Origin of the sequence: uncultured Pseudoteredinibacter sp. (assembly GCF_947502065.1) — a bacterium.
Classification (GTDB): Bacteria; Pseudomonadota; Gammaproteobacteria; order Pseudomonadales; family Cellvibrionaceae; genus Pseudoteredinibacter.
Genome location: NZ_CANMYE010000001.1, coordinates 1,549,246 through 1,573,130, shown reverse-complemented (window position 1 = coordinate 1,573,130; position 23,885 = coordinate 1,549,246). Strand labels below are relative to the sequence as shown.

Here is a 23,885-nt window from a genome sequence, read left to right as displayed (position 1 = left end):
GCCTAAAACACCTAAGCCAATAAGCTCGATACGCAGCAGCAAAGATCAATCGCCCCCCCCAAAACCAAGTTTGACAGCACCCAAATTCAAACCGATAATAAAACCATATGAACGTTATGGAGTGCCCAAATGGCTACAGCTATAGCATCCCCCAAAAAAGGCCCTGCGAAGAATAAGCCCAAGGTGGCTTCTGCGGCCAAGGCCAAGCCGCTTAGCACGGCCCGTCTTCGCCCAGTAAGGGCATTGACCAAGGAAGTCTCCGGCATCAAGGAGTTTAGTCGAGCAGGCGTGCGCAAAAGCCTAAAAGAGGGTTTGTCCTTCAAGGCTATCGAGCAGCTCGAAATCGGCCTTAATGCTTCCCAAAAAGAAGTCGCGCAGATTTTGGGGATCCCTCCCAGCACCATGACCCGCCGCAAAAAGAGTGGCCGGCTTGAAGTGGATGAATCTGATCGGGCGATTCGCTTTGCACAATTGAAGGATCAAGCACTGGCTTTAATGCAGGGTGACGATGAGGCTGCGATAGCCTGGCTTAGAATGCCTCTTGATTTGTTGGAGGGAGAAACTCCTTTAGAGAGAGCCAGCACCGAATTTGGCGCCAGAGATGTAGAAGATTTAATCGGGCGTCTTCGTCATGGAGTCTTTAGCTAGTGCTTAGCGGCTACCGTATTGCAGCCCCAGAATTTTCGAGCAGCGTTGCAGAAATGATATCGGGAGAGGGCGCTTTTCTATATGGCGGCCGCTGGAATTCTAAAGGCATTAGGGTGGTGTATTTAGGTAGCAGCCTTGCCCAAGCGGCCATGGAGCTTCTGGTGCATTTGGGGCGAGCGGATATTCTCAATGTCTATCGTCAAGTCTCGGTTTCTTTTGACGAATCCCTTGTAGAACATATCGATCTTAATGACCTCCCCAAAGATTGGGCCGAGCCTGCCATGGCGCCTAGTGTTCAAGCCACAGGTGATGCCTGGGTAGATGCGCAAAGTTCTGTCGTTCTTCAAGTGCCTAGTGTGGCGGTAATGGGGGAGTATAATTATTTACTTAATCCAGCTCATCCGGATTTTGCCAAGCTTAAGTATGGAGAGGTTTTGCCTTTTGGGTATGATTCTAGGTTGCGGAAGTAGGGTGGGGTTTTGCGGGAAGTTCTTACACCGTATATTCCTCCCCCTTAAATTCTAAAAGAGTATGAATAAACAATGGCTACTCTAATCATTATAATTTACTTCATTTGCTGTGCGATCTTGCCTCGTAGATGGGTGCAGGATCAAGTGAGTATTGAGCACATTGCTATTCGTGGTTTTTTAGTTGGTTTTGTGGCTTTGTTGTTTTTCGCCGTCACTAAGTACTTTTTTTACGGTGTAGGTAATGGCGAGGAATTTAGTATTGGTTTCTTTTTATGGCTGACTCCGTTGCTTACGGCTTTGATATTTTATCTTTACGCTTGCGCTGAGTTTGAAGGTAAGTGAGTTGGGTTTGATTTTTAAGTTGGAGGCTGGAGAGATCTAGATGTATAGCTGCATACGCTGTGGTGGAGAGCTTGGGAAATTTAATCTGATCTATTCGACACAGCTTCACCCATGTGTGTGCAAGGTCTGTGGTGCAGAATATGTCGCATCTGCTCACGCTATGAACATTGTGTATTCAATTGTTGGTTTGTTTTTCGGGGCAACTGTTGTTGGGTTCTATCTTTTGGGAATGGCCTTACTTATATGTTTTGTGTTTGGCGCCGTTTCAGCTTTTTTGGAGTTATCGTAATGTTGAGATTTTTTATACGGTTTCATACAGAAGGCTGTTGAATTGATATTGTTTGTTTTTACACGCCTATTACCGTGGTAATTGGTAATTGGTAGTTGGTAGTGCATCGTTAAGAAGGATGGACTCAAAATACGCTTGGGCGTATTTTGACCCTGCGGGTGCGCTCTCCTGAGCGCAGTCCCGATTGCTTGGTCGCAATCGGTCGAACCACGAAGTTTCTTACCGGCCAAGAACGCCATACAAATAAAAACGCCCCCTTAGGCCTAGCCTAAGGGGGCGTTTTTATTTGTATGGCGCACTCGGAAGGATTCGAACCTTCGACCGCTCGGTTCGTAGCCGAGTACTCTATCCAGCTGAGCTACGAGTGCGTTGAGGGCGCGAATAATAGGGGGTTGTGGGGTTTGGGTCAAGTGCTTTTTTGTTTTGTATAGGCTTTGGCTTTGTTTCTTTGTTGTTGTTAATTTGTTGGATGTTTTTTGTTCTATTTTATCTCTGTTTTTGGCTCTAGTTCTGGTTCTATTTAAAGGGTGTTTAAGGGCTGTGGTCCCAGTCTAGGTCGTTGCTTATTTCTGATTGGCTTGTCTCTTGTTTTTGGCTTAGGCGCATTTTTACTTTTAGATTGTGGCGCGAGTCGGCATGGCTTAGTGCTTCTTCTTCGCTGATTTTTCCTTCTTGGAATAGTGCGAAGATATCGTCATCAAAATTTCTGGCGCCGATGTCCATGCCGCGCTCTAATGCTTCGGCGATTTCTTCAATTTTATCGTTTTGGATCAGTTCACTGATATAGGGTGATTCTGGCAATATTTCGAAGGCCGGCCAGCGTTTTTTATCCAGGCCGATAAGAAGGCGCTGGCAAACAATGGCTCTTAGGTTGCGCGATAAATCGGTGCGTAGCTGTCGATGTTGTTTTTCAGGAAAGAAGTTCAACACGCGGTCTAAGGTTTCAATGGCATTGGCAGCGTGAATGGTTCCTAGGCATAGATGTCCTGTTTCAGCATAGGTAATGGCGCTATGCATGGTTTCGCTGTCGCGAATCTCGCCAATCAAAATTACATCGGGTGCTTCGCGCATGGCATTTTTTAAGGCGCTGGCATAGCTTTGGGTGTCACTGCCGATTTCTCGTTGATTCACGATGGATCTTTTATAGTGGTGCAGATACTCAATTGGGTCTTCGATGGTGAGTATATGGCTGTGATGGTGGGCATTTCGATAATCCAGCATGGCGGCCATGGTGGTAGATTTTCCCGAGCCGGTTGCGCCGGCTACTAGTACGAGTCCGCGGCGATGCATTACTAGCTCTTTAAGAGAGGCGGGAAGGTGTAGTTCGGCGAAGCTTGGGATTTCGGTTTTCACATGCCGCACCACCATGGCGACTTCACCGCGCTGTCTCAACAGGTTAATTCGAAAGCGAGCTAGGCCTTTAATGGAGGCCGCAAAGTTAAGTTCCCAATCCTGTTCAAAGCGTTGAATGTGATGATCTTGCATCAAGCTATAGGCTAGGGTTTTTACTTCGCCAACGGCCATTGTATGCTGAGATTGTACCGGGTGTATCTGACCTTCGATCTTGATCATCACCGGTGCATTGGTGCTAAAAAACAAATCCGATGCGCCATGCTCAACCATAAATTGAAGGTAGTCGCTCATTTCCATGTGGCAGTCCTAGCTAGTCTTTGGCTATGTAAGCTCTCTTTGTACAGTTTAGCGGCAATTCACTCATAAGCTCGATAAAAGCCCACTATTTATAGGCATTAATCACTGAAGCTTATTTAGCTGTAGATTAATTGGACAATTTGCTACGGTTGGTAGTGGATACCTACTTATTGGCGTATTTGGCCTGTCAAATTTCCTTCATTTTCTACTAGAATACGGCGAATTACAGGAAAAAGCTCTGTTGTCTTGTTTATCTGTAAGCAGATATTCTTTACTTGTAAAGTAAATATGCGTTAGCATCTACAAGAACGAATAAGCAAACGCTAATTCAACAGAATAAAAAAGAAAGAATGAGAGGCAATTGAGTGGTAAACCACTGAATAAATGCCCCATAAGCCATACCCGCCAAAAGCGGGTAATAATGATGAACCTGCGCAAGCAGTAGCAATTGGAACCGTGTTGTGAAGCCTACAAAGACCGAAGACGGTCATCACTTTCACAAAGTGGTGGACTGTCAGTACGCCTGTCCGGCGCATACCCCTGTGCCCGAATATATCCGTTTAATTGCCGCCGGCCGTTACACCGACGCCTATATGATCAACTGGGAATCCAATGTGTTTCCTGGTGTGCTTGGGCGAACTTGTGATCGACCCTGTGAGCCCGCTTGTCGACGAGGGCGGGTGGAAGAGGAGCCCGTGGCTATTTGCCGTCTGAAGCGTGTGGCTTCAGATAATAAGCTTGATGAGGATGTGGCTGCTCGAATGCCAGAAATCCCCAAGCAAAAGAACGGTAAAAAAGTCGCCCTTATTGGCGGTGGCCCAGCTTCACTGACGGTTGCCCGTGATTTGATGCCGCTTGGCTATGATGTTCATCTTTATGATGATCAGCCGCTTGGTGGCGGCTTTATGCGCAGTCAGATCCCTTCCTTCCGTCTACCGGAGCAAGTGCTAAATCAAGAAGTGAATTACATTCTTGATATGGGCGTTATCACCCAGTTCAACACTTATGTTGATAGCCTTAAAGCCGTTCTCGACAAAGAGTACGATGCGGTGTTTGTGGGTACGGGTGCGCCACGCGGTCGTGATCTTAAAATTCCTGGCCGAGAAGAAGGTGATGCCAATATTCATTTAGGTATTGAGTGGTTGGCAAATGTAGCTTTTGAACACACAGATAAAGTGGGTAAAAAAGTCATTGTGTTAGGTGGTGGTAATACCGCCATGGATTGCTGTCGTACTGCGCTGCGTATCGGTGCAGACGAAGTGAAAGTCATTGTGCGCAGCCCTAAGAGCGAAATGAAAGCTTCGCCTTGGGAGGTTGAGGATGCCGAACGTGAAGGCATTCCAATGATGGAAAACCATGTGCCGCTAGAATTTGTTGTTGAAGATGGCAAGCTTGTGGGTATGCGTTTTGATCGTGTGGAAGCTAAGTACGATGAAAACGGCAAGCGCAGTTTAGTCTCTTTAGGCGAAGAGCCAGTATTGGTTGAATGTGACGATGTCTGCATCGCCATTGGCCAAGATAATGCCTTCCCATGGATTGAGCGCGATCTGGGTATCGAGTTTGGCCAATGGGATATGCCCGTGGTTAATGAAGAGAGCTTCCAGTCTACCTTACCAAAAGTATTCTTTGGTGGCGATGCGGCCTTTGGCCCAGCCAACGTTATTACGGCGGTTGCGCAAGGTCACCATGCCGCAGTTTCTATCGATCTGTTCTTGAACGGAAAATCGGTATTAAACGAGCGCCCATCGGCATTAACTAATCTCGTGAGTCAGAAGATGGGTATCCACGAGTGGAGCTACGATAATGGCGTGGTTGAAGATGTTCGCTATGCGGTTCCCCACGCTGATGTGGCTACTTCAGTTAAAGATCGTCTTTTAGAGGTTGAGCTTGGCTACGATGAGCAACTCGCATTTGCAGAAGCCCAGCGCTGTTTGAACTGTGATGCTCAAACGGTGTTTACCGAGAGCAAGTGTATTGAGTGCGATGCCTGTACCGACATCTGCCCAACCAATTGCATTAACTTTGTTGACAATGAAGAGGATGAATCCGCCTTAAGGGCAAAGCTCATTGTGCCTGCTAATAATTTGACTCAGGACCTGTTGGTATCAGAAGGTCAATTGCAAACCGGCCGTGTGATGGTGAAAGACGAAAATGTTTGTCTGCACTGTGGTTTGTGTGCTGAGCGTTGCCCAACCGCTGCTTGGGACATGCAGAAATTTAGCTATGAAATGGCCAAAGCAGGAGCGGAATCATGAGTTCAGTTGCCAAAGGTGTAAAAAGCATTGAAGCGGTCAATGATTTCGTCATTAAGTTCGCTAATGTAAACGGCACGGGCTCGGCCAGTGCTAATAACTTATTTGCAAAGTCCATTTTTAGAATGGGCATTCCGATGAGCCCTAAGAATATTTTTCCTTCTAATATTCAAGGCTTACCGACCTGGTATGAAGTACGGGTAAGCGAAAAGGGCTATCTAGGGCGTCGTGGCGGCACCGATTTTATGGTGTCGGTAAACCCGCAGAGTATGGCTAAAGATGTTAAAGAGGTGAGTCCTGGTGGCTACTTCTTATATGACAACACCAAACCATTAGATCTGCGTTTGCATCGTGACGATATTAATTTTATCGGTATTCCCTTAATGCAGATTTGCATGGATGAATACAAGGATGCTCGTCAGCGTCAGCTATTTAAGAATATGATTTATGTGGGCGCTCTGGCAGCTTTGTTGGACATTGAGTTCGATGTGCTAACGGGCCTGATCGCCGATCAATTTAAAGGCAAAGAAAAATTAATCGCGCCAAATGTGCATGCTTTAGAGCTTGGCTTTCAATATGCCAAAGCCAATTTTGAATGCCCCTGTAGCATTACCGTGAAGCGTTGTGACAATGTTGGCGATCGTATTTTGTTGGACGGAAATACAGCCTGTGGCTTAGGTGCTGTATATGCCGGTGCTACCGTAGCAGGCTGGTATCCCATTACGCCGTCTACCTCGGTCATCGAAGGTTTTGAAAAATACTGTAAGCGCATGCGTATCGATCCGGCCAGCGGCCAGAAAAATTACGCCATCGTGCAGGCCGAAGATGAGCTGGCCGCAATCGGTATGGTAATTGGCGCCAGCTGGAATGGTGCGCGTGCTTTTACCGCAACTTCTGGGCCTGGCGTCTCTTTAATGAGTGAATTTTTGGGCCTGGCTTATTTTGCGGAAATTCCAACAGTTCTGATTGATGTACAAAGGGCAGGGCCGTCTACTGGTATGCCGACGCGTACACAGCAATCCGATATTGTGGCCGCCGCTTATGCCTCTCATGGTGATACCAAGCATGTCTTGCTGTTCCCATCGACGCCGAAAGACTGCTTCGATATGACAGCACAGGCTTTTGACTTGGCCGAGCGTTTGCAAACTCCGGTTATCATGCTGACCGATCTTGATTTGGGTATGAACGATAATTTATCCGAGCCATTAAGCTGGGATGATGCCCGTGAATACGATCGCGGCAAGGTTTTTAATGCCGAAGAACTTGAAGCGATGAGTGAGCGTTTTGGTCGCTACTTGGATGTTGATGGTGATGGTATTCCATACCGTACTTATCCAGGTACGCACCCCACTAAAGGTTCTTTCTTTACTCGTGGCACCTCGCGTGATGAATACGCGGTGTATACCGAAGACGGCAGCGAGTATGTGAAGAATATGGAGCGCTTGCTGCATAAATGGGAAACCGCAAAAAGCTATGTCCCGGCACCTGAAATTATCAGTGTAGAGGGTGGTAAAAAAGTAGGCTTGGTTCATTTCGGTACCAGTAAAGATGCGACCTTAGAGGCGGTTGATAAATTGGCCGAACAGGGCATCGCCGCCGATAGCTGCCGTATTAAAGCCTTCCCGTTTAATCATGAAGTTGAAGATTTTATTGCCGAGCACGATACGGTTTTTGTTATTGAGCAAAACCGTGATGCCCAAATGCGTCAGCTACTGGTCAATGAATGTGAAATAAACCCTAAATCCCTGGTCAAGATCTTGCATTACGATGGTATGCCCATAACGGCCGATACCATTGTTCAGCGAGTGAAAGATGTGGTGCAGCACGATAATGTGACGCCCATTAAACGGGCCCAATAAGGGAAGGAAGAGGGGAATATGAAATGAGTTTCTTTAAGCCGGCTTTTCGCCACCCAGAACTGCCCACTAATGAGTTGGGCTTTACTAAAAAGAATTACGAGGGTTCGATCTCGACACTATGTGCTGGCTGTGGCCATGATTCGATTAGTGCCGCCATTGTGCAGTCGATTTTTGAATTATCAATTCCACCACATAATATTGCCAAAATGTCAGGTATTGGTTGTTCCTCAAAAACGCCGACCTACTTTCTAGGCAATTCACACGGTTTTAACTCGGTACATGGTCGCATGCCTTCAGTTGCGACGGGCGCCAATATGGCAAACCGTGAGATGATCTATGTGGGCGTCTCGGGTGATGGGGATACAGCTTCCATTGGCATGGGGCAGTTCACCCATGCGGTGCGTCGTAATTTGAACATGATGTACGTGGTCGAGAATAATGGCTGCTATGGTTTAACCAAAGGGCAAGATTCGGCCACCGCCGATGTAGGCTCTATCAGTAAAAAAGGTGAGCCAAACCCGTTTGAAGCCATTGACCTTGCCAGTGTTGCCTTGCAGCTGGGGGCAACTTTTGTCGCGCGCAGTTTCTCTGGCGATAAAAACCAGTTGATCCCCTTAATTAAGGCGGCTATTTCGCACCGCGGTTTTGCCTTAATTGATGTGATTTCACCTTGTGTAACCTTTAACAATAATCCGGGTTCTACCAAAAACTACGAGCACGTACGTGATCACCTAGCCGCTACCGGCACTGTAGATTTTGTGCCAATGCGTGAAGAGATTACCGCAGATTATGGTGCCGGCACCGCACAAGAAGTTACTTTGCATGATGGCAGTGTGGTGCATCTGCAAAAAGCTGATGCAGACTTGAATGTGAATGATCGCCGTAGTGCTTTAAAGCTAATTAAAGACTACAAAGCCCAAGATAAGATTTTAACGGGCTTGCTGTATATGGATGCCGATTCGCAAGATTGTCACGAAACCATTGGCACCAGTAAAAAGGCTCTGCGCACCCTAGGTGAATCTGAGTTATGCCCAGGCGATAAAGCCTTACAGGCCATTAACGAAAGCCTTCGTTAAATCTATAACCGTGGCTGCTTTGACGGCCACGGTTTTTTCATTTCCTTTCTATTCTTCTTTTTCCTCTTCTGTATAGATTCTTTTTTGCTTAGTTCCCTTTTGCTTGGGGCTTCGAGTCGGTGATCGTGCTGTCGAGGCGTGAAAAACACGCGGTGAACCCATCCCTGGGGGCTCCCCAAAAACGTCCTTGTTTTTGAGGGTTTTTCACGCCTCGACAGCACGATCACCTCTGATGGTGGGTAGATCAAAGTTTTGTTGTGGTTTACTGGCCATCTATGATGCTTTTCGATATCACTTGCTTGGATTCGAATGCATTGCTAGTAGGCTGGATCTTGGGCTGTGGTATATAAATTGATGGAACTGGCGCTCTACGCGTTAAACTTGTATTGCTTCGATTGTATTTATTATGATCAACAGCCTTTAAAACAATAATTATTGAAGGATTTAGATATGAATAAGCTAGGAAGGAAAGCTTATAGTCAGCTATTGCTCATGCTTTTATGTGCCATGCTAAGTAAGCTCAGTTTGGCGGTAGAGCAGAGTTCATTGTCCATTGGCGATTCTTTACTGCTTAAATCGACTGTGCTGAATGAACAGCGCCGAATTAATATTTATTTTCCTTCTGAATACCATCGCAATACAAAGGGCAAATACCCTGTTCTGTACATGCCTGATGGTGGCTTAGAAGAGGACTTTCTGCATATTGCCGGCCTGGTGCAAATTGGCGCTTTAAATTGGACGATGCGCCCCTTTATCTTAGTGGGTATCGAAAACACCGAAAGAAAGCGCGATCTCACCGGCCCAACAAGTGATCCGAGAGACAAGGACATTGCGCCGAATATTGGTGGTTCTGATAAATTTAGGGCCTTTATTCGCGATGAACTGATGCCAGAGATCAATAAGCGCTATCGTACATCAGGCGAAACGGCCATCATCGGTGAGTCATTGGCGGGCCTATTTGTTATAGAAACACTCCTTGAGGAACCAAGTTTATTCGATAGCTATCTAGCGGTTGATCCTAGTCTATGGTGGGATAAAGAGCGCTTGGTATCTACCGCGGCGGATAGACTGAATAAAAACCTGTCGGATAAAAATCAACAAGCTCAAGCTAAGGCTAATCAGAAGCGAGTCTATATCGCTGCGAGCAGCCAAAAAGGTATTGTTGAGCCCAGTCGAGCATTGTCTGAAGTCTTCTCAAAGGATGATCGCATTGATCTTGTGTTTAAAGAACTGCCCGATGAGACACACTTAAGTGTTTATCACCCAGCGGCGTTAGTTGGATTGAGAGTGATGTTTCCTAGGGAGGAGTAATTCACGGTGAGCTTTATGAGATCTGGAGTCGGGTTTGTATTGATTTTATTGGTATTGGTGCTACCAGCCTGTGCAAGTTTACCCGCTTGTCAGCCATCAGGGCAGGGTGGGGCCAGAGTGGTTTTTTATAAAGCTTCTTCTTGGAATTCTAGCTTGAATAGGCCAGCCGTGAGACATAATACCTGTTTAGCAGGACGCGTCGCTGGAGGCCAGGCTTTGATTCTTGATGTGGCTCCAGGTAGCCATGTTTTTGGTGCTTCCAGTATGATGCCTGTACAGGCTATCAGTAAGCATAAAGTGGAGTTAGATATTCTGGCCGGAGAAACACACTTTATTCGCCTGGAAAAAAGCGATCGTTCTGGTGGTTTAGCTATAGGTTCTGATGGTGTTACCTCGGGAGTTTTTCGCTTACGACATATGCCACCAGATGATGCAATATCAGAACGCCCGGAATTGGCTAATTTTATACTAAAGGATTAACCCTTTTAGCTTTAACTCGGGAGAGCTGAGGTGGATATTTTATCCGATTTGATTGCTTGGGATGGAAAAGATACAGACTGGCTTGAGCAATTCTATCGGGTGAATGTCGAAGATAGTTCATTTGAAGAGCTGATTTACTTATGGCCAATAGAGATGGAAGCTAGCGATCGCCTGTATATTTCCTTAAGCCACCTACTAAAAAAGCATTGCGATAGCGGCTATATTGTACTGGCAAAGCACAACCGCTCTATTTTATCTGTATTGGAAAACGAGCCGCACTGGCAAACTCTATTACATATTTTACAAAGCTTTAAGAGTTTCGAGTTGATAGAAGAAGACAGAGCTAGCTGGGAACGGATACTAAAAAGCGCTTTGACTAGTGAAAATAAATTTGTCCGAGCGTGGAGTTATTATGCTTGGGTTTTGTTTGCCGAACGCTTTCCTGGATACAAAGCTGAGGTGAGCGATTACATTGAAATGGCGCTTCGAGACGAAGCGGCATCGGTGAAAGCGAGAATAAGGCAGATGCAAAAGCAGGGTTTGATTTGAATTTTTGAATTCTGTTATTTTACTTTAGTTAAAGTGATTGGAAAGAGATGGGAAAGAGATATGGGTGATATCAGCCACATAGGGCAAATCGCTATAACGGTATCCAATGTGAAAGAAGCCTTAAGTTTTTATCGCGATCAGCTTGGCTTGGAGTTCTTGTTTGCCCCCAGTGATCAGCTGGCCTTTTTGCAGTGTGGGGCAAGTCGTTTAATGCTAACGGAGCCCCAAGGGGCTGGTGAAGCTGGGCAAAACTCTATTTTGTACTATCAAGTTTCTGATATAGAGGCCAAGTTTCAAGCGCTAAAGGAAAGCGGTGTTCATTGTGAAAGGGAGCCGGAATTGGCCGCAGCTATGCCGGATCACGATCTGTGGTTGGCGTTTTTGAGAGATCCTGAAGGTAATTTATTGGCGTTGATGGAAGAAAAGGCAAAATCCGCTTAGCGGTATTCAAGGGCCGATTACATAGCGACAATATAACAAACGATAACAAAAACAGTGCTGATCTAATGAATGATAGCCATCCCTCGGTTCAAGCCATGAGCCGAGCGTATTTTGAGTCTATAAATCAAACGCAGAAGGAATTGCCGGCATGGTATTTTTGCGATAACCCAAAAGATGCCGACGAATGTGCTGCCTGGGTATTGTCTGGCGATAAAAGCGCTACCGCGAGCTCCCTGTGGTGGCTAGAGCATAGCGGCGAGCCTATGCCTGCAGTCGGCGATTTAAATATTGTCACCAATTGGGCGGGTATTGCCCAGTGTCTTATTGAAACAACACAAGTGCTAGTACGACCTTATTTAGAGATTGATGCTGGTTTCGCCCACCTTGAAGGTGAGGGCGATAAAAGCTTAGCCTATTGGCGACAGGTGCACTGGGCCTATTATCATCGTGAGCTGGCTATTTATGGGCAGAGGCCGTCATTGGATATGCCGATAGTCTGTGAATCATTTGAAGTGGTTTATCGCTAGAACATTTTTTTATCTATTTGTTCAGCGCTAGTGTATTTCGTTCGCTTTGCGATAACGTCCTTCATAGTCAAATAGCTTTTCAATCACTTGGTTGTAGCGTTTTTCTTGGCGAGCAATGACAAAATCCGGTGGCCTGAGTTGATCCTGCCGTTGTAAAATATAGTCGATGCTGAGATCTTCAATGCAGCGCTTGGGAAAGTGTTCGGGCAGTAATTTATGGGGCTTTAGAAAATGCAGCCAGCAAGCATAGCGTTGCTTGCTTGTGTTGAGATAAAAATACTCCTTAAGCTCGCCGCCATCTTCATCGTGATAGCAGACCTCTAAACGCTCTTTGCCATCTTTCTGGTCTGCATCTAGGCTTTGCCCGGCGCAACGTAAAACAATGTGGTCACGTAAGGCTAGGGCCTGTTTTAGCTTATCATCTGGATCAACCAAAAGTTGCTCGCAGCTTAGGCATTTGCGTGCAGCAATATCATTCTCTTGCCCGCAGTTAGGGCACTCTTTAAAACGAAAACGAAACTCGCAGCGTAGTTTTTTGCTTTGTGGCTTCTCGCTATGTTCGGCTTGCTCAATTAAGCCCTGGCAGCGGCGGCCATAGTGTTCAAGCAAATTGCCTTGTTCATCAAGCTTGCCCCAAAAATGATTATCAAAGCCGCAGGCTGGGCAGGGGATTTCTACCACGTCGCTGTCGCCGCTGGGTTTTACTTCGCCCACTTCAGGGGAAAATAAGCGATGACTATTGCTGGCATAGTCGAGCACTAGACATTGTTTTTTACCCGGGCTTAGGCGTAGTCCTCGGCCAATAATCTGTTGATAGAGGCTTACCGATTCGGTTGGGCGAAGCAGCACAATGGTATCAACATGGGGGGCATCAAAGCCTGTGGTGAGTACGGCCACATTAACCAGATATTTAATCTGCTTATTTTTAAAGGCCTGAATCACCGAATCGCGAGCTTTTTGTTTCATGTCGCCCAGCACAATAGCCGAGCAATCAGCAGGCAAATAGCCCATGATTTCTTTAGCGTGTTCTACTGTTGCCGCAAAAATCATCACCGCTTCACGTTGCTCACTCAAGCTTAAAACCTGCTCAATAATTCGAGCGGTCGCACGTTTACTTTTGTTGAGTACCGAGTTGAGATCGTTTGGGCTGAATAAACCACTTTGTTTGGTGCGCAACTGTTCAAAGTCATAGAGTGCGACAGGGGCATCAAGCAGCTCAACGGGAGTAAGGTAATCGTTGTCGATCATATAACGCAGCGGTAATTCATAAATGCAGGCTTGAAAGGGCGTGTCGGCATCGCTGCGCCAGATGTTTTCGCCAAGATGTTGTTGGTATATCCAGCCGCTATCTAGGCGATAAGGGGTTGCTGTTAAGCCCAGTACTTTCAAAGAGGGATTGCGAAGTTTTAAGGTGTTAATTACCTGCTGGTATTGAGAGTTATCATCCTGTGCTAATCGATGGCATTCATCAATGATCAGCAAGGAATACTCTTGTTCAAACTGTTCGAGATTTCGCGCAACAGATTGCACGCTGCCGAACACTATTTGTGCCTGTGTTTGCTTCTCTTGCAAGCCTGCAGAAAAAATAGAAGCCTGGGCGCCGGTAGCACGAAACTTGGTGGCGTTTTGCTCGACCAGTTCTTTAACATGGGCCAGTACCAAGATCTTTCGTTTGGCAAGTCGGGCCAATTCGGCGATAACTAGGCTTTTTCCAGCGCCTGTCGGCAGCACGATAAGGGCGGCATCGTTGCTTTTGCGAAAATGTTTAATCGTGGCATCGACGGCTTCTTGTTGATAGGGGCGTAATTGCCAGCTACTCATTTTACTCATAGGGTCTTAGTGGCAATGTTGGTGCTGCGTAAAGTGGGTTAAGATCAAACACCAGCTTGGCACGCTCGAGCGCTCTTGGCTAGTCCCCCTATATTGTATAACGTAGTAGAAATACTGACAGCAAATGCTGATCATTTTTAACATTATTCACTTGCTCTTAGTGATCCTATCCGCTACCTTAGCCGGCCCTTCATTTATGAGTCGAAGAGTAATTAAATCTCCCATGAAGGACGATCTGTCTTTGTCCCAAGCTTGGCTTGAGGCCCTCAAGACCTTTGAATTCGATGCTGCAGAGTTGGCCGAGTTTGAACGTCAGCTCAGCGCTCAAGTTGAGCAACATTTACAGGCCAGTGAGCGACCTGGATTATCCAATAATAGCAAAATTGAACAATGCTTCTATTCCAGCGAGTTACCCAAGCAAGCCCAGAGTTACGCGGATTATAGTCGCTTAATAAACCAAGCAGTGAGCGGCACGGTGAATACCACGAGGCCTGATTTCATCGGCCATATGACCTCGGCGTTGCCAGCCTTTATGCCGGTGGTGCAAAAGCTGATGGCCGCCTTAAATCAAAACAACGTCAAGTTGGAAACCTCTGGTTATTTCACGGATCTAGAGCGTCAAGTTTTAGCGATGTTGCATCGCTGTTTCTTTTCGGCGGGTCGCAGTTCGGAGCAATTGGATCGTTTTTACCAAGGCCATATGCACCAGCCCAAGCAAGCCTTTGGTGTATTTTGTTCTGGTGGTACCTTGGCGAATATCATGGCCTTGTGGGTGGCAAGAAATCGTCTGCTCAGTAAATATCACTTGGCTGACAAAGGTTTGCTAGGAGCCATGTCGGCCATGGCCGCAGATGGTTACCTGGGGCTTGCCGTTTTGGTGAGTGAGCGTGGCCATTATTCGCTCAGCAAAGCTGCTGATGTACTGGGTTTGGGCCGAGAGAATCTAATAGCCGTTGCGGTCGATGATAAGCATCGTATGGATATGTCGGCGCTGCGTGAGCAAGTGGCTGAGCTGCAAAATCGTCGTATCAAAATTCTGGCTTTGGTTGCCGTCGCTGGTGCTACAGAAACTGGCTCTATTGATCCGCTCAATGAAATGGCGGACTTAGCCGATGAGCTGAATTGCCATTTACATGTCGACGGCGCATGGGGTGGGGCGGCCATCTTTTCCACTCAGCATCGCAATAAGCTTGCCGGGATTGAGCGGGCCGATTCTATTACTCTCGATGCCCATAAGCAGCTCTACGTGCCCATGGGGGCAGGAATGGTGCTCTTTAAGGATCCTGAGCATGTAAATGCCATCAAGCAGCATGCTTCCTATATTATTCGTTCAGACTCTAAAGATCTGGGGGCATACACGCTAGAAGGCTCTAGGCCTGCTGTGTCGCTGTTGTTGCACGCCGGCCTCCATCTAATTGGTTCTGCAGGTTACGGGGCCTTGGTGGATCACTCTGTAGCCATGGCAAAAGCATTTGCCGAGCTTATTGAAGCAAGTGATGATTTTGAGTTAATCCTCCAGCCAGAGTTGAATATTTTGGCCTATCGTTATTGTCCACCGGCGGATAGGGCGCTGTTAGCGCTGGCTCTCGCTGATGCCAATGAAGCCGAGCTGGAAAAGATCAACAAAAGGCTAAGCGCGCAAACGGTAGCCATTCAAATTGCGCAAGCGGCCGCGACCCAGGGTTTTGTCTCTCGCACACAGTTGCACCTGCCTCATTATGGTCGTGATCCAATTCATGTATTGCGTGTGGTTCTGGCAAATCCCTATACCCAGTTGAAGCATCTTCAGCAAATCCTGGCTGAGCAGCGTGAGATAGTCGCTAAGTCGATTTGAAGGCTCTGATCCGAAGCCTTAAGAGGTAAAAGCACAAGTGCGCTTGAAATTTAGCCGCCTGAAGCGATTGGCTGTTTGATTAATGGCGAGCTGGGCGTCTTTAAGCGAGGGGGGAATAAAAGAATTAGGTGCAAAGAAAGAAAATTGAGCATCCATGCTCTTTTGCAAAATCCGTTTCCGCGGTAATTTCACCGCTTAAGCACCATAGCAATAGCAATCCTTTAACGTCTGGGAGCAGCGCTCCCTCAATAAAATTTGTAGTTTTTTTCCAACTTTTTTACCGTTTGTCCGCTTTGTGCAATTTGCTGTCTTTTTTAGCCGGATTTCACGGTGTTTCATTAATGTTTGATCATTATTTGCTCGGGGCGATAATCTCCACTGCAAGTTTATGCAAACCTTAGGTAGTATTTTTACCCTTAAATAACTACCACCTCTAACGGCTCAAAGCCATTAAACTCGGTACCACATGCATGCACATAAGCGCCGGTGTTGTGTAGAGTGATAAAGTCGCCGGTCTGTAATTTAGCGCTTAGAGGTGTGCCCTTACCATCCGCACCCTTGCCAAATACGTCAATCGAATCACAAGTTGGCCCGCCAAATGTCCACAGCGCTTGCTCATCTTCATCTGAGTGATTGGAAGTAACCGCCGTATCAAAGGCATCGGTTAGCTCCATTAGGCCGTGATAGAAGCCTGCATCAACATAGGCCCAGCGATCGTCACCACGCTTGGTGGTACCAATTACCTGGCAAATAATGCGGCCTGCTTCTGCCACCATGTAACGGCCTGGCTCGGCGATTATTTGAATATCATCTGGTAGATCGGCAATCTCGGTATTGATAACATCGGCAATCGCTTCGATGCTCGGTGCCAGTTGTTGCTTGGTTGGGTTTTCAATGATCTCGCTAGGCTGCATGGGGTAGCCGCCACCTAGATTCAATAGGCGAGGCTTTAAACCCATATTGCGCATAGTTTCAAAGCAGGCCTTAGCTTCACGAATACCGGTTTGCCAGTTTTCGGTATTGGTGCACTGTGAGCCTACGTGGAAAGTCACACCTGCCAAATCGGCTTTGAGCTCAACGGCGCGCTCTAAAATCGGCACTACTTCATCTGTTGCGGCGCCAAACTTGCTGGATAGTGGCCATAGCGAGCCCTTATTGGTGGTGTATAAGCGCAGATATAAAGAGGCATCAGGCTTGGCGCTGAGCACTTTCTCCATTTCTTCAATGCAATCGACAACGTACCATTGGACACCGTTCTCTACCGCGTAACTTAGGTGTTGAGGGCCTTTAAATGGGTTGCTGTAAAACACGCTCTTAGGATCCACGCCTAGGGCCAGTAGCATTTCTAATTCTTTGCGTGAGGCAATTTCGAAGTTTACACCGCAGTTTTGTAGGGTGCGTAGCACTTCAGGATGTGGATTGGCTTTAACCGCATAGTGGGCTTGAACGCGCGGCATAGCCTTTGCAAAACGCTTGGCTTGGCGGCGAATCATAGCGCTATCGATGATAATCTTTGGCCCGCTATAACTGCTTTGCAGTGGGTTGGCCGTCGACTGGCTTTTAGCACTGTTATCAGAGTGTGGAAACGGGTGATATTGATTCATTTTGACCTCGGCTAAGCTTGCTGTAGTTTAGTGTTACAGCCGGTAATGCAATGGGAGTGTATGCCCCTCAGATAGTTGGCAGTATAGACAGCTTGCTTGTCAAAATTAATAATCAGACTTTACAAATTGCTTTGTTTTGATGATCAAAAGGTATTGCTAACTTGTCAAAATGTAAAATATCGGGTCAAATACTCATAGATTAAAAGTGATCCCTAGGGTTGATATTACTAATTGAGAGCTGAATATGAGAGCCGTATCTGAGTTGGATCGTAAATTAATCCAGTTGCTTAGCAATAATGCCCGGGCCTCTGTTGCTGAGCTTGCTCGAGAGCTTGGGGTAACGCGCGCCACTGTACAAAGTCACATCCAGCAGCTTCAGCAGCAGGGCATTATTCAGGGCTTTACCTTGCGCCTCTCGAATGCTTATCGCGGAACGATGATTGAAGCTCATGTCTCAATCGCAACTGAGCAGCGTAAAGTTACTCAGCTTTGTAGAAAGTTAGAGGCGATGGAGGATGTGGGGGCGTTATACAGTATTAGTGGAGAGTTTGACCTAGTGGCCAATATTAAATCGGCCTCGACAGAGGATCTTGATAGGGCGGTAGATCATATTTCTGAGCTAGATGGGGTGATTCGTACCCAGACCTCTGTGGTGCTTTCCACTAAGTTTGAGCGTTAATGGCAACAACTATTGTTATTTTGGTTTAGCTATCTAAAACCATACATAGCTAAGGTAAACTGATATTGCTTCAAGTAATGTGTCAATTGACCTAAATAAAGTATTTAATGCCTAGCGACAGTTAATAACGAAAAGATAAGAAGAGAGATATTCCATGGATTTAGCCCTAAACGAAGAACAGCAAATGATTCAAGACACCGCTCGTAGTTTTGCGGAATCTGAACTGGCCCCTGTTGCTGCAGAGGTTGATAGTGGGGCAGCTGCTAGGCCTGCTATGTTAGATAATCTGCGTAAACTGGCTGAGCTGGGTTTTATGGGGCTCAATGTTTCTTCTGAATACGGCGGAAGCGAAGCTGGCGTGATCTCTTTCAGCTTAGCGATTAGCGAAATTGCAAAAGCTTGTGCTTCGACGGCAGTAACCATGTCGGTTACCAATATGGTTGCCGAGGTGATCCAAGCTGTTGCAAATGAAGAGCAAAAGCAGAAATACATTCCAAAAATCTGTAGTGGTGAATACGCTGCAGGTGGTTTTTGTTTAACGGAGGCCTCAGCGGGCTCGGACCCTGCGGGAATGCGCACAAGTGCTGTTCGAGAGGGTGATGACTTTATTTTAAATGGTAGCAAGCTTTATATCACCAGTGCAGAATACGCCGGTGTGTTTGTAGTTTGGGCTGTAACAGACAAAGATGCGAAAAAGGGCAAGGGCATTAGCTGCTTTTTGGTGGAAGCGGATACTCCTGGGATGATTATTGCGCCTGCTGAACATAAAATGGGACAGCATGGCTCAGCCACTAATGAAGTCATTTTTGATAATTGTCGAGTGCCTGCCAGCGCTATGATGGGCGAGCTGAATCAAGGCTTTAAAATAGCCGTGAGCGAATTGGCCGGTGGCCGAATTGGTATTGGTTCGCTTGCTTTAGGTGTGGCGACTGCAGCGATGGATTATGGTCGCGCTTATGTTTTAGAACGCGAGCAATTCGGGCAGCCCATTGCCAACTTTCAAGGCATTCAGTGGATGATGAGTGAAGCTTATACCGATCTAGAGGCAGCTCGCTTATTATTAATGAACGCGGCCTATTTGAAAGACCAGGGTTTGCCATTTGGTAAGCAGGCTTCGATGGCTAAACTTTTTGCCACTGAAAAGGCCAATCAGGTTTGCTATACCGCCTTACAGTTGCTCGGTGGCGCTGGCTATTTAAAAGATCACCCACTGGAGCGGTACGCTCGTGATGTTCGAATTACTTCTATCTATGAAGGAACGTCCGAGGTACAAAAAATTATTATTGCACGCGAATTGCTCGCAGAAGCTGCGGCTCAGCAGTAGCGCAGCTTTGGTGTTTTTAACGGCGCTTAAACAGAGAATTTTTAATATGTTGCAACACGATAAATCTCAAATGGTCAGCCCTGATCAAGCCATAGCTGGGCGTGACGAAGCTATGCAAGTAAGCACGGCTCATACCGTTACCGGAGAATCTATCGTACCGCCTTTTGCTGAAGGTTTAAGTGAGGCGGTCTTTGGTTTGGGTTGTTTTTGGGGTGCCGAGAGAAAGTTTTGGCAACAAGAGGGTGTGCGTAGCTCTGCGGTTGGTTACGCCGGTGGCTACACCAAGAACCCAACATACGAAGAAGTTTGTTCTGGAATGACAGGGCATTCTGAGGTGGTCAGAGTTTTATTTGATGCCAATAAAATAAGCTATCAGGATTTATTAAAAGTGTTTTGGGAGAATCATGATCCAACCCAGGGCATGCGACAGGGTAATGATTTGGGAACCCAGTATCGCTCGGTTATTTACTGCCTTAGTGAAGAACAGCTTGAGCTCGCAAATGCCAGTCGCGATGCTTATCAAGCCCAGTTGGATAAAGCTGGCTTAGCCCAGATCAGTACTGAAATCCAAATGGCTCCTGAGTTTTACTACGCTGAAGACTATCATCAGCAGTACCTGGACAAAAACCCGCAAGGCTATTGTGGCATTGGCGGTACTGGGGTGACTTGCCCGATAGGTTTGGATATCTAATCTAAGTCGTTTTAGCCTAGCCACAGCCAAAAGCGCAGGACTTGTATTCTTGCGCTTTTTTATGCCCAGTGTTTTTAGTAAGTGTATTTTCAATACTAGTCTTATAGGCTGGCAAAGGCTTTGGCGATTAACAGCACACCGCCTATAGGCATTAAATAAAGTGCGTATTGGCGAAAGCGCTCGTTGTCGATTCTTTCTAGATGATTGCGTGCCCAGAAAACGCCCACAATGCCACCGGCCCCAATAAGCAAGCCGCTAAGGCCCATTTCCCAGCTCATCGCCCCAAGTCCTAAATAGCTAAGAAGCTTTGTACTTTGTAAGGCTAGGGAGTTAAATGCTTTGGTGGCGACCAGTTGCTCTTTTTCTAAACCGTGATTTAAAAAGAATGGGTTCATGACGGGGCCTGCGCCACCTACAATGCCAGATACAAAAGCAACGCAAATACCTAAGGGGAAGAAAGCCCAGCTTGGCATGGGAAAAGAGCGCTTACGTTTGCCAAAGCGGTATTGCCACAGGGTAGATAACAAAAAAATACCCAAGATAAATTGTAGGTAAAAAGCCGGTACTTGGGTAAAAGCATAAGCACCGATAATGGCCCCTAAAATGCTTCCGGGAAGCAAGCGAACAATAACCGGCCAGTGGATATATTGCCAAAACACAAAGGTGCGAGAAGGGTTTGCCATAAGGCTGGCAACCGTGATCACCGGTGCAACCGATTGTGCCGACACGCTTAAGCCTAAGATAGGGATTAATAGCATGGCTGCGCCGCCAGCGGCGACGGTGCTGATCATCCAAGCAATCGCGCCGGCAACAAAGAGCAACAAGTAAAGCATAAGTTATCGTCGGCCTGAAAAAGGGCGCATTGGTACGCAATAGAGCAGTATTTTAGCCGGCCTTTATTGGCAGTGTAACAATAGGTGCTAAAGGTAGCTGCACCAATCGCTCCAGCTGCCGGGATAGAGCATCGCGTTTTGCCTGTCGGCAATATACAGAGATACCAAATTCATGCAGGCTGTCACCCCTGAGCCACAATAGTTGATGGGCACTTGTTGTGGCTCTACAAAAGCCCAACGATTTTGGTGATAGTTTAGCGGTTTGAAAAAACCCTGTTCATCAACAAGATCTTGCCACGGCATATTGTTAGCGCCTGGAATATGTCCGGCAACTGGATCAATAGGTTCTTCAATACCCTGGAAGCGTTTTTCTTCGCGAGCATCTATAAGCAGGTGTTCGCTATTGCTGTTATTTTGCAATTGCTGGCTAATATGGCTGATGCCTTCATAATCGCTAATCCAGCCAGCGCGTGGTCGACATAGGAAATTGCCGGGTTTGGGAGCTGGCTCGCGCTTGTCCACGCTACCGCCAGAATCTAGCCAAGCTTTATAGCCACCATCCAGAATATAGACGTTTTCTAAGCCCATAAATCTGAGTAGCCACCAAGCGCGAGCCGCATAGGCGCTAAACTGATCGTCGTAAACTATTACTGTGTGAAAACGGGTAAGGCCACAGCTACGTAATCGCTCTTGCAGCTCGCCAATGCGCGGAAGAGGATGGCGGCCACCATGACCTTCTACAGGTGCCGATAAATCGGCCTCAATATCTAAAAAATAGGCACCGGGTATGTGGCCCTGCTCATAAGAGAGTAAGCCGTAGTTGGGGTCACCTAAGGCAAATCGGCAGTCAAAAATTAAGGTTTTATTATCGCGTGCATCGATAGCTTGCTTTAGGTCATCCGTTGAAACACAAGGCGCAAGAAGGTGCTGCTTTTCCATAAAGGCTCTAATACAGGTTTGTTATCGTTAGTTATGACAAGAGGCCTTAACCTTACCTGTTGCGTGCATCCGCCTCAAGTGCCAGGGTGACAGATTGTTGGGTATATCGCTGGGTAGTGCTTCGTGTCTTTGGCGTTCAATGGCTGTCTGCGGGCGTTTTACCTTGCAGCTGGTAAGCAAAGGACAAAATTTGAGCAATGCAAATGTAGAGGGCTTCGGGAATTTGCTCACCTAGCTCGACTTCACTAAGAAGCTTGATAAGCTCGGGGTTTTCACACATAGGGACTTTATGCTCTCGGGCTATATCCATTATCTCTTGCGCCGTAGCGCCAGCACCTTTAGCGGTCACTTGGGGAGCGGTTTGGCCATCATAGAACAGGGCGACCGCTTGGCTTAATTCGGCATCACTGAAGTGTTCGCTTTGATTGTTCATGACTTAGGCCTTGGTATTGATAAGTTGAAATTGCAGCTTGTTCTCTAACTTTGGTGGTATGCCTTGATGACATCGAAGCTCTTCAATATCCAGTCCTTTAGACAGCAAGGCGTCTTTTAAATGATTAATATGGCTCAATGCCAGTTTTTGGGTGTCGGCCTGATCAAACCAGAGTTGAATGTTGCTTTGTTGCTCATGTAGCTTGATATCCGCTTGTAGGGCACCCAGTTCCATTAGGTCGATATTTAGTCGCAGCTGCCATTGTTTTACCGCTTTTTGTTCTTCACTTTGCTTCTTTGCTTCGCGCTGCTGTATTTCAAGTTCAATACTGTGAATCTGCCCTTGGTGGCTGAAGGGAAGTTCCATTAACCAGCGTTGTACAACACCGTTAGCGGCTTCACTAAGAGAGCTAAGTTGCTGGGTTTGAATCTTTGCGACACCCGCTTGGCTAATGCTAATGAGCTTTTGCTTTAGCTGCTCTCGTAATAGGCGCAGCTGTGGCCCTTGTAGCTGTTTAAACTGATCCAATAGAAATGCTTGGTTCTTGGCTTCAAGGTTTTTGGGGTTGAGCAATAGATCCAGCATATTGCTGAGTTTGGGGCTCAAGTTGCTATGCAGCTTGCTCGTCTGATTTTGGCTTGAGCTGCTAGTGTCAGGGCTGCTAGCGCCTTTGCTGCTAGGCGCGCTCTGGCCTATGGATTGTTGTAAGCGGCTAAGCTGCACGTCATTTTTAAGGCTTTGTGCTAAACGCAGTAATTGAGTCTTTAGATCACTCAGAGGCGCAGAGACCGATAAGCCTTTTATAATGTTTGGCTGCGCAGATGTCGCAGCGCCTTTTTCGGAAAATTGACCCAGGGCTTCAGCAAGTTTGGCAAGTTGTTGCTCATGCTGTATGCCATTGTTTTGCACGCTTTGTTTTACGACATTGCTGCTCCCAAGTTGTTGCAGGCTGGGTAACTTTTCGGCCAGCTGCTGAATGATCATGCGGCTATTGGCATTGATTAAATTATGTTTAGGGGGGAGTAGGGTCAAACTTTGATGAAGTCTCTGAATTTGGCCGATGGCTTTGTCCAGGTTTTGTTGGCTTGGTAAGGCTTCACGTAAGGCCTGCTGAATAGTGAGTTGCGGGCTTTTCGTTAATGTACTCACATTACCATTGCTGGGCTGTCCAGTAGCATTTGTTGGCTGGCTAAGTATCAGTTGGCCTTGTTGGTTGAGCCTAAGCTTTACCCATTCCCCTTTGGAAACTGGCTCTTTGGTAACGGTAATAATTTGATGGCCGGCGAGATCGAGTTTGAGCAGGGTGGGCGGCTGTTTTATGAGCTCTGCACTGCTAAAGCTTTTATCCTGCTTTAATAGGGGGAGTAGCAACTGTACTTGTCTAGCCTCGGCGGCGGAACTGGCAACGACTTTAGCTTTTGCATCACTATGTGTACTGATAAGCCCAAGGGCAAACAAGCCTTGCAAGCGAGCAGGTAGCAGCTTAAAAAGTTGCTTATCTGTAGTGAGTTGAACTGTTGAGCTACTGGGGTTATTGGACTGCACGTTGTTCAGGCGGCTGGTTAATGCGCTGCTTAAGCTGTTATTTGTCGATGGCTTTTCAGTGGAGCTCTGTTTAGAGGCCACTGAATCCGACTTTTGGCTTTGTTCTTTAAGCGCAGCAGGCTCTTCTTTGCCGGCTTTAGCCACGTTTTGCCCTGAACTGGGGGTTGCCGTGTTCGCTATCACCATAAGATTGCCCCAAGAATTCGCTTCAAAAAGTTGCCTATATGCCTGTATCGGCAATAAGCAAGCTTTCTAGAGCTTGGTGGATGGGGTTACTGT

22 protein-coding genes and 1 tRNA gene are annotated in these 23,885 nt (G+C 46.8%); 15 read left to right on the top strand and 8 right to left on the bottom strand.

Features of this window, described 5'->3' with window-relative positions:
• Nucleotides 1-129: 129 nt before the first annotated feature.
• From Q1A41_RS06605 to Q1A41_RS06595, 3 genes are all read left to right on the top strand, one after another.
• Nucleotides 130-648, top strand: coding sequence for an antitoxin Xre/MbcA/ParS toxin-binding domain-containing protein (locus tag Q1A41_RS06605; RefSeq protein WP_299976067.1), 519 nt, complete (start codon nt 130-132; stop codon nt 646-648).
• On the top strand, nt 648-1,118 hold the full coding sequence (locus Q1A41_RS06600) for an RES family NAD+ phosphorylase (RefSeq protein WP_299976065.1): 471 nt from the start codon (nt 648-650) through the stop codon (nt 1,116-1,118). Before Q1A41_RS06605 ends, Q1A41_RS06600 begins: the two co-directional genes overlap by 1 nt.
• A gap of 144 nt (nt 1,119-1,262) precedes the next feature.
• Complete coding sequence (locus Q1A41_RS06595) at nt 1,263-1,460, top strand: hypothetical protein (RefSeq protein ID WP_299976063.1); 198 nt, start codon at nt 1,263-1,265, stop codon at nt 1,458-1,460.
• Nucleotides 1,461-2,040: 580 nt separating this feature from the next.
• Here Q1A41_RS06595 and Q1A41_RS06590 read toward each other — a convergent pair.
• A tRNA-Arg gene (locus tag Q1A41_RS06590) sits at nt 2,041-2,117 on the bottom strand.
• A gap of 163 nt (nt 2,118-2,280) precedes the next feature.
• On the bottom strand, nt 2,281-3,399 hold the full coding sequence (locus Q1A41_RS06585; RefSeq protein ID WP_299976061.1) for a PilT/PilU family type 4a pilus ATPase: 1,119 nt from the start codon (nt 3,397-3,399) through the stop codon (nt 2,281-2,283).
• Nucleotides 3,400-3,860: 461 nt separating this feature from the next.
• On the opposite strand from Q1A41_RS06585, the gene Q1A41_RS06580 reads away from it, so the two are divergent.
• The 8 genes from Q1A41_RS06580 to Q1A41_RS06545 all read left to right on the top strand — a co-directional run bounded on the left by Q1A41_RS06580 (nt 3,861) and on the right by Q1A41_RS06545 (nt 11,894).
• Nucleotides 3,861-5,654 (top strand): FAD-dependent oxidoreductase, encoded by a 1,794-nt coding sequence (locus Q1A41_RS06580; protein WP_299976059.1) that lies wholly within the window; start codon nt 3,861-3,863, stop codon nt 5,652-5,654.
• On the top strand, nt 5,651-7,510 hold the full coding sequence (locus Q1A41_RS06575) for a 2-oxoacid:acceptor oxidoreductase subunit alpha (protein ID WP_299976057.1): 1,860 nt from the start codon (nt 5,651-5,653) through the stop codon (nt 7,508-7,510). The genes Q1A41_RS06580 and Q1A41_RS06575 overlap by 4 nt, the downstream gene beginning before the upstream one ends.
• A gap of 23 nt (nt 7,511-7,533) precedes the next feature.
• On the top strand, nt 7,534-8,586 hold the full coding sequence (locus Q1A41_RS06570) for a 2-oxoacid:ferredoxin oxidoreductase subunit beta (protein ID WP_299976055.1): 1,053 nt from the start codon (nt 7,534-7,536) through the stop codon (nt 8,584-8,586).
• Nucleotides 8,587-9,036: 450 nt separating this feature from the next.
• Complete coding sequence (locus Q1A41_RS06565) at nt 9,037-9,897, top strand: alpha/beta hydrolase-fold protein (RefSeq protein WP_299976053.1); 861 nt, start codon at nt 9,037-9,039, stop codon at nt 9,895-9,897.
• A 168-nt stretch (nt 9,898-10,065) separates the two neighbouring features.
• Nucleotides 10,066-10,377, top strand: coding sequence for a hypothetical protein (locus Q1A41_RS06560; protein WP_299976051.1), 312 nt, complete (start codon nt 10,066-10,068; stop codon nt 10,375-10,377).
• 30 nt (nt 10,378-10,407) lie between these two features.
• Nucleotides 10,408-10,926, top strand: coding sequence for a hypothetical protein (locus Q1A41_RS06555; protein ID WP_299976049.1), 519 nt, complete (start codon nt 10,408-10,410; stop codon nt 10,924-10,926).
• Nucleotides 10,927-10,986: 60 nt separating this feature from the next.
• Nucleotides 10,987-11,367: a VOC family protein gene (locus Q1A41_RS06550; protein ID WP_299976048.1), complete on the top strand. Its 381-nt coding sequence runs from the start codon at nt 10,987-10,989 to the stop codon at nt 11,365-11,367.
• Nucleotides 11,368-11,432: 65 nt separating this feature from the next.
• Nucleotides 11,433-11,894: an ASCH domain-containing protein gene (locus Q1A41_RS06545; protein ID WP_299976046.1), complete on the top strand. Its 462-nt coding sequence runs from the start codon at nt 11,433-11,435 to the stop codon at nt 11,892-11,894.
• A 27-nt stretch (nt 11,895-11,921) separates the two neighbouring features.
• On the opposite strand, the gene Q1A41_RS06540 is transcribed toward Q1A41_RS06545, so the two are convergent.
• Nucleotides 11,922-13,715, bottom strand: a complete 1,794-nt coding sequence (locus Q1A41_RS06540; RefSeq protein WP_299976044.1) for a DEAD/DEAH box helicase — start codon at nt 13,713-13,715, stop codon at nt 11,922-11,924.
• A gap of 232 nt (nt 13,716-13,947) precedes the next feature.
• Between Q1A41_RS06540 and panP the strand changes: the two genes are divergently transcribed.
• Nucleotides 13,948-15,558, top strand: coding sequence for a pyridoxal-dependent aspartate 1-decarboxylase PanP (panP, locus tag Q1A41_RS06535; RefSeq protein ID WP_299976042.1), 1,611 nt, complete (start codon nt 13,948-13,950; stop codon nt 15,556-15,558).
• A gap of 416 nt (nt 15,559-15,974) precedes the next feature.
• On the opposite strand, the gene Q1A41_RS06530 is transcribed toward panP, so the two are convergent.
• Nucleotides 15,975-17,162, bottom strand: a complete 1,188-nt coding sequence (locus Q1A41_RS06530; RefSeq protein WP_299976040.1) for a type III PLP-dependent enzyme — start codon at nt 17,160-17,162, stop codon at nt 15,975-15,977.
• 244 nt (nt 17,163-17,406) lie between these two features.
• Between Q1A41_RS06530 and Q1A41_RS06525 the strand changes: the two genes are divergently transcribed.
• The 3 genes from Q1A41_RS06525 to msrA all read left to right on the top strand — a co-directional run bounded on the left by Q1A41_RS06525 (nt 17,407) and on the right by msrA (nt 19,856).
• Nucleotides 17,407-17,841 (top strand): Lrp/AsnC family transcriptional regulator, encoded by a 435-nt coding sequence (locus Q1A41_RS06525; RefSeq protein ID WP_299976038.1) that lies wholly within the window; start codon nt 17,407-17,409, stop codon nt 17,839-17,841.
• 154 nt (nt 17,842-17,995) lie between these two features.
• The gene (locus Q1A41_RS06520) at nt 17,996-19,165 is read left to right on the top strand and encodes an acyl-CoA dehydrogenase family protein (protein WP_299976036.1); all 1,170 of its coding nucleotides are present in this window, start codon (nt 17,996-17,998) and stop codon (nt 19,163-19,165) included.
• 46 nt (nt 19,166-19,211) lie between these two features.
• Entirely contained in the window at nt 19,212-19,856 is a 645-nt protein-coding gene (gene msrA / locus Q1A41_RS06515) for a peptide-methionine (S)-S-oxide reductase MsrA (RefSeq protein WP_299976034.1), read from the top strand.
• Between the two features lie 101 nt (nt 19,857-19,957).
• On the opposite strand, the gene Q1A41_RS06510 is transcribed toward msrA, so the two are convergent.
• The 4 genes from Q1A41_RS06510 to Q1A41_RS06495 form a co-directional block, all read right to left on the bottom strand.
• Nucleotides 19,958-20,689, bottom strand: a complete 732-nt coding sequence (locus Q1A41_RS06510; RefSeq protein WP_299976032.1) for a sulfite exporter TauE/SafE family protein — start codon at nt 20,687-20,689, stop codon at nt 19,958-19,960.
• Nucleotides 20,690-20,776: 87 nt separating this feature from the next.
• Nucleotides 20,777-21,628: a sulfurtransferase gene (locus Q1A41_RS06505; RefSeq protein ID WP_299976030.1), complete on the bottom strand. Its 852-nt coding sequence runs from the start codon at nt 21,626-21,628 to the stop codon at nt 20,777-20,779.
• 136 nt (nt 21,629-21,764) lie between these two features.
• A complete protein-coding gene (locus Q1A41_RS06500) occupies nt 21,765-22,061 on the bottom strand; it encodes an EscU/YscU/HrcU family type III secretion system export apparatus switch protein (RefSeq protein ID WP_299976028.1) in 297 nt (98 codons plus the stop codon).
• Nucleotides 22,062-22,064: 3 nt separating this feature from the next.
• Complete coding sequence (locus tag Q1A41_RS06495; RefSeq protein WP_299976026.1) at nt 22,065-23,792, bottom strand: flagellar hook-length control protein FliK; 1,728 nt, start codon at nt 23,790-23,792, stop codon at nt 22,065-22,067.
• Nucleotides 23,793-23,885 lie beyond the last annotated feature (93 nt).

What these genes read in the sequence shown, in the direction of transcription:
- Q1A41_RS06495 (WP_299976026.1), bottom strand. Translation starts at nt 23,792, where the DNA reads ATGGTGATAGCGAACACGGCAACCCCCAGTTCAGGGCAAAACGTGGCT.
- Q1A41_RS06530 (WP_299976040.1), bottom strand. Translation starts at nt 17,162, where the DNA reads ATGAATCAATATCACCCGTTTCCACACTCTGATAACAGTGCTAAAAGC.
- Q1A41_RS06540 (WP_299976044.1), bottom strand. Translation starts at nt 13,715, where the DNA reads ATGAGTAGCTGGCAATTACGCCCCTATCAACAAGAAGCCGTCGATGCC.
- Q1A41_RS06575 (WP_299976057.1), top strand. Translation starts at nt 5,651, where the DNA reads ATGAGTTCAGTTGCCAAAGGTGTAAAAAGCATTGAAGCGGTCAATGAT.
- Q1A41_RS06570 (WP_299976055.1), top strand. Translation starts at nt 7,534, where the DNA reads ATGAGTTTCTTTAAGCCGGCTTTTCGCCACCCAGAACTGCCCACTAAT.
- panP (WP_299976042.1), top strand. Translation starts at nt 13,948, where the DNA reads ATGAAGGACGATCTGTCTTTGTCCCAAGCTTGGCTTGAGGCCCTCAAG.
- Q1A41_RS06550 (WP_299976048.1), top strand. Translation starts at nt 10,987, where the DNA reads ATGGGTGATATCAGCCACATAGGGCAAATCGCTATAACGGTATCCAAT.
- Q1A41_RS06525 (WP_299976038.1), top strand. Translation starts at nt 17,407, where the DNA reads ATGAGAGCCGTATCTGAGTTGGATCGTAAATTAATCCAGTTGCTTAGC.
- Q1A41_RS06565 (WP_299976053.1), top strand. Translation starts at nt 9,037, where the DNA reads ATGAATAAGCTAGGAAGGAAAGCTTATAGTCAGCTATTGCTCATGCTT.
- Q1A41_RS06545 (WP_299976046.1), top strand. Translation starts at nt 11,433, where the DNA reads ATGAATGATAGCCATCCCTCGGTTCAAGCCATGAGCCGAGCGTATTTT.
- Q1A41_RS06585 (WP_299976061.1), bottom strand. Translation starts at nt 3,399, where the DNA reads ATGGAAATGAGCGACTACCTTCAATTTATGGTTGAGCATGGCGCATCG.
- Q1A41_RS06520 (WP_299976036.1), top strand. Translation starts at nt 17,996, where the DNA reads ATGGATTTAGCCCTAAACGAAGAACAGCAAATGATTCAAGACACCGCT.
- msrA (WP_299976034.1), top strand. Translation starts at nt 19,212, where the DNA reads ATGTTGCAACACGATAAATCTCAAATGGTCAGCCCTGATCAAGCCATA.
- Q1A41_RS06510 (WP_299976032.1), bottom strand. Translation starts at nt 20,689, where the DNA reads ATGCTTTACTTGTTGCTCTTTGTTGCCGGCGCGATTGCTTGGATGATC.
- Q1A41_RS06605 (WP_299976067.1), top strand. Translation starts at nt 130, where the DNA reads ATGGCTACAGCTATAGCATCCCCCAAAAAAGGCCCTGCGAAGAATAAG.
- Q1A41_RS06500 (WP_299976028.1), bottom strand. Translation starts at nt 22,061, where the DNA reads ATGAACAATCAAAGCGAACACTTCAGTGATGCCGAATTAAGCCAAGCG.
- Q1A41_RS06505 (WP_299976030.1), bottom strand. Translation starts at nt 21,628, where the DNA reads ATGGAAAAGCAGCACCTTCTTGCGCCTTGTGTTTCAACGGATGACCTA.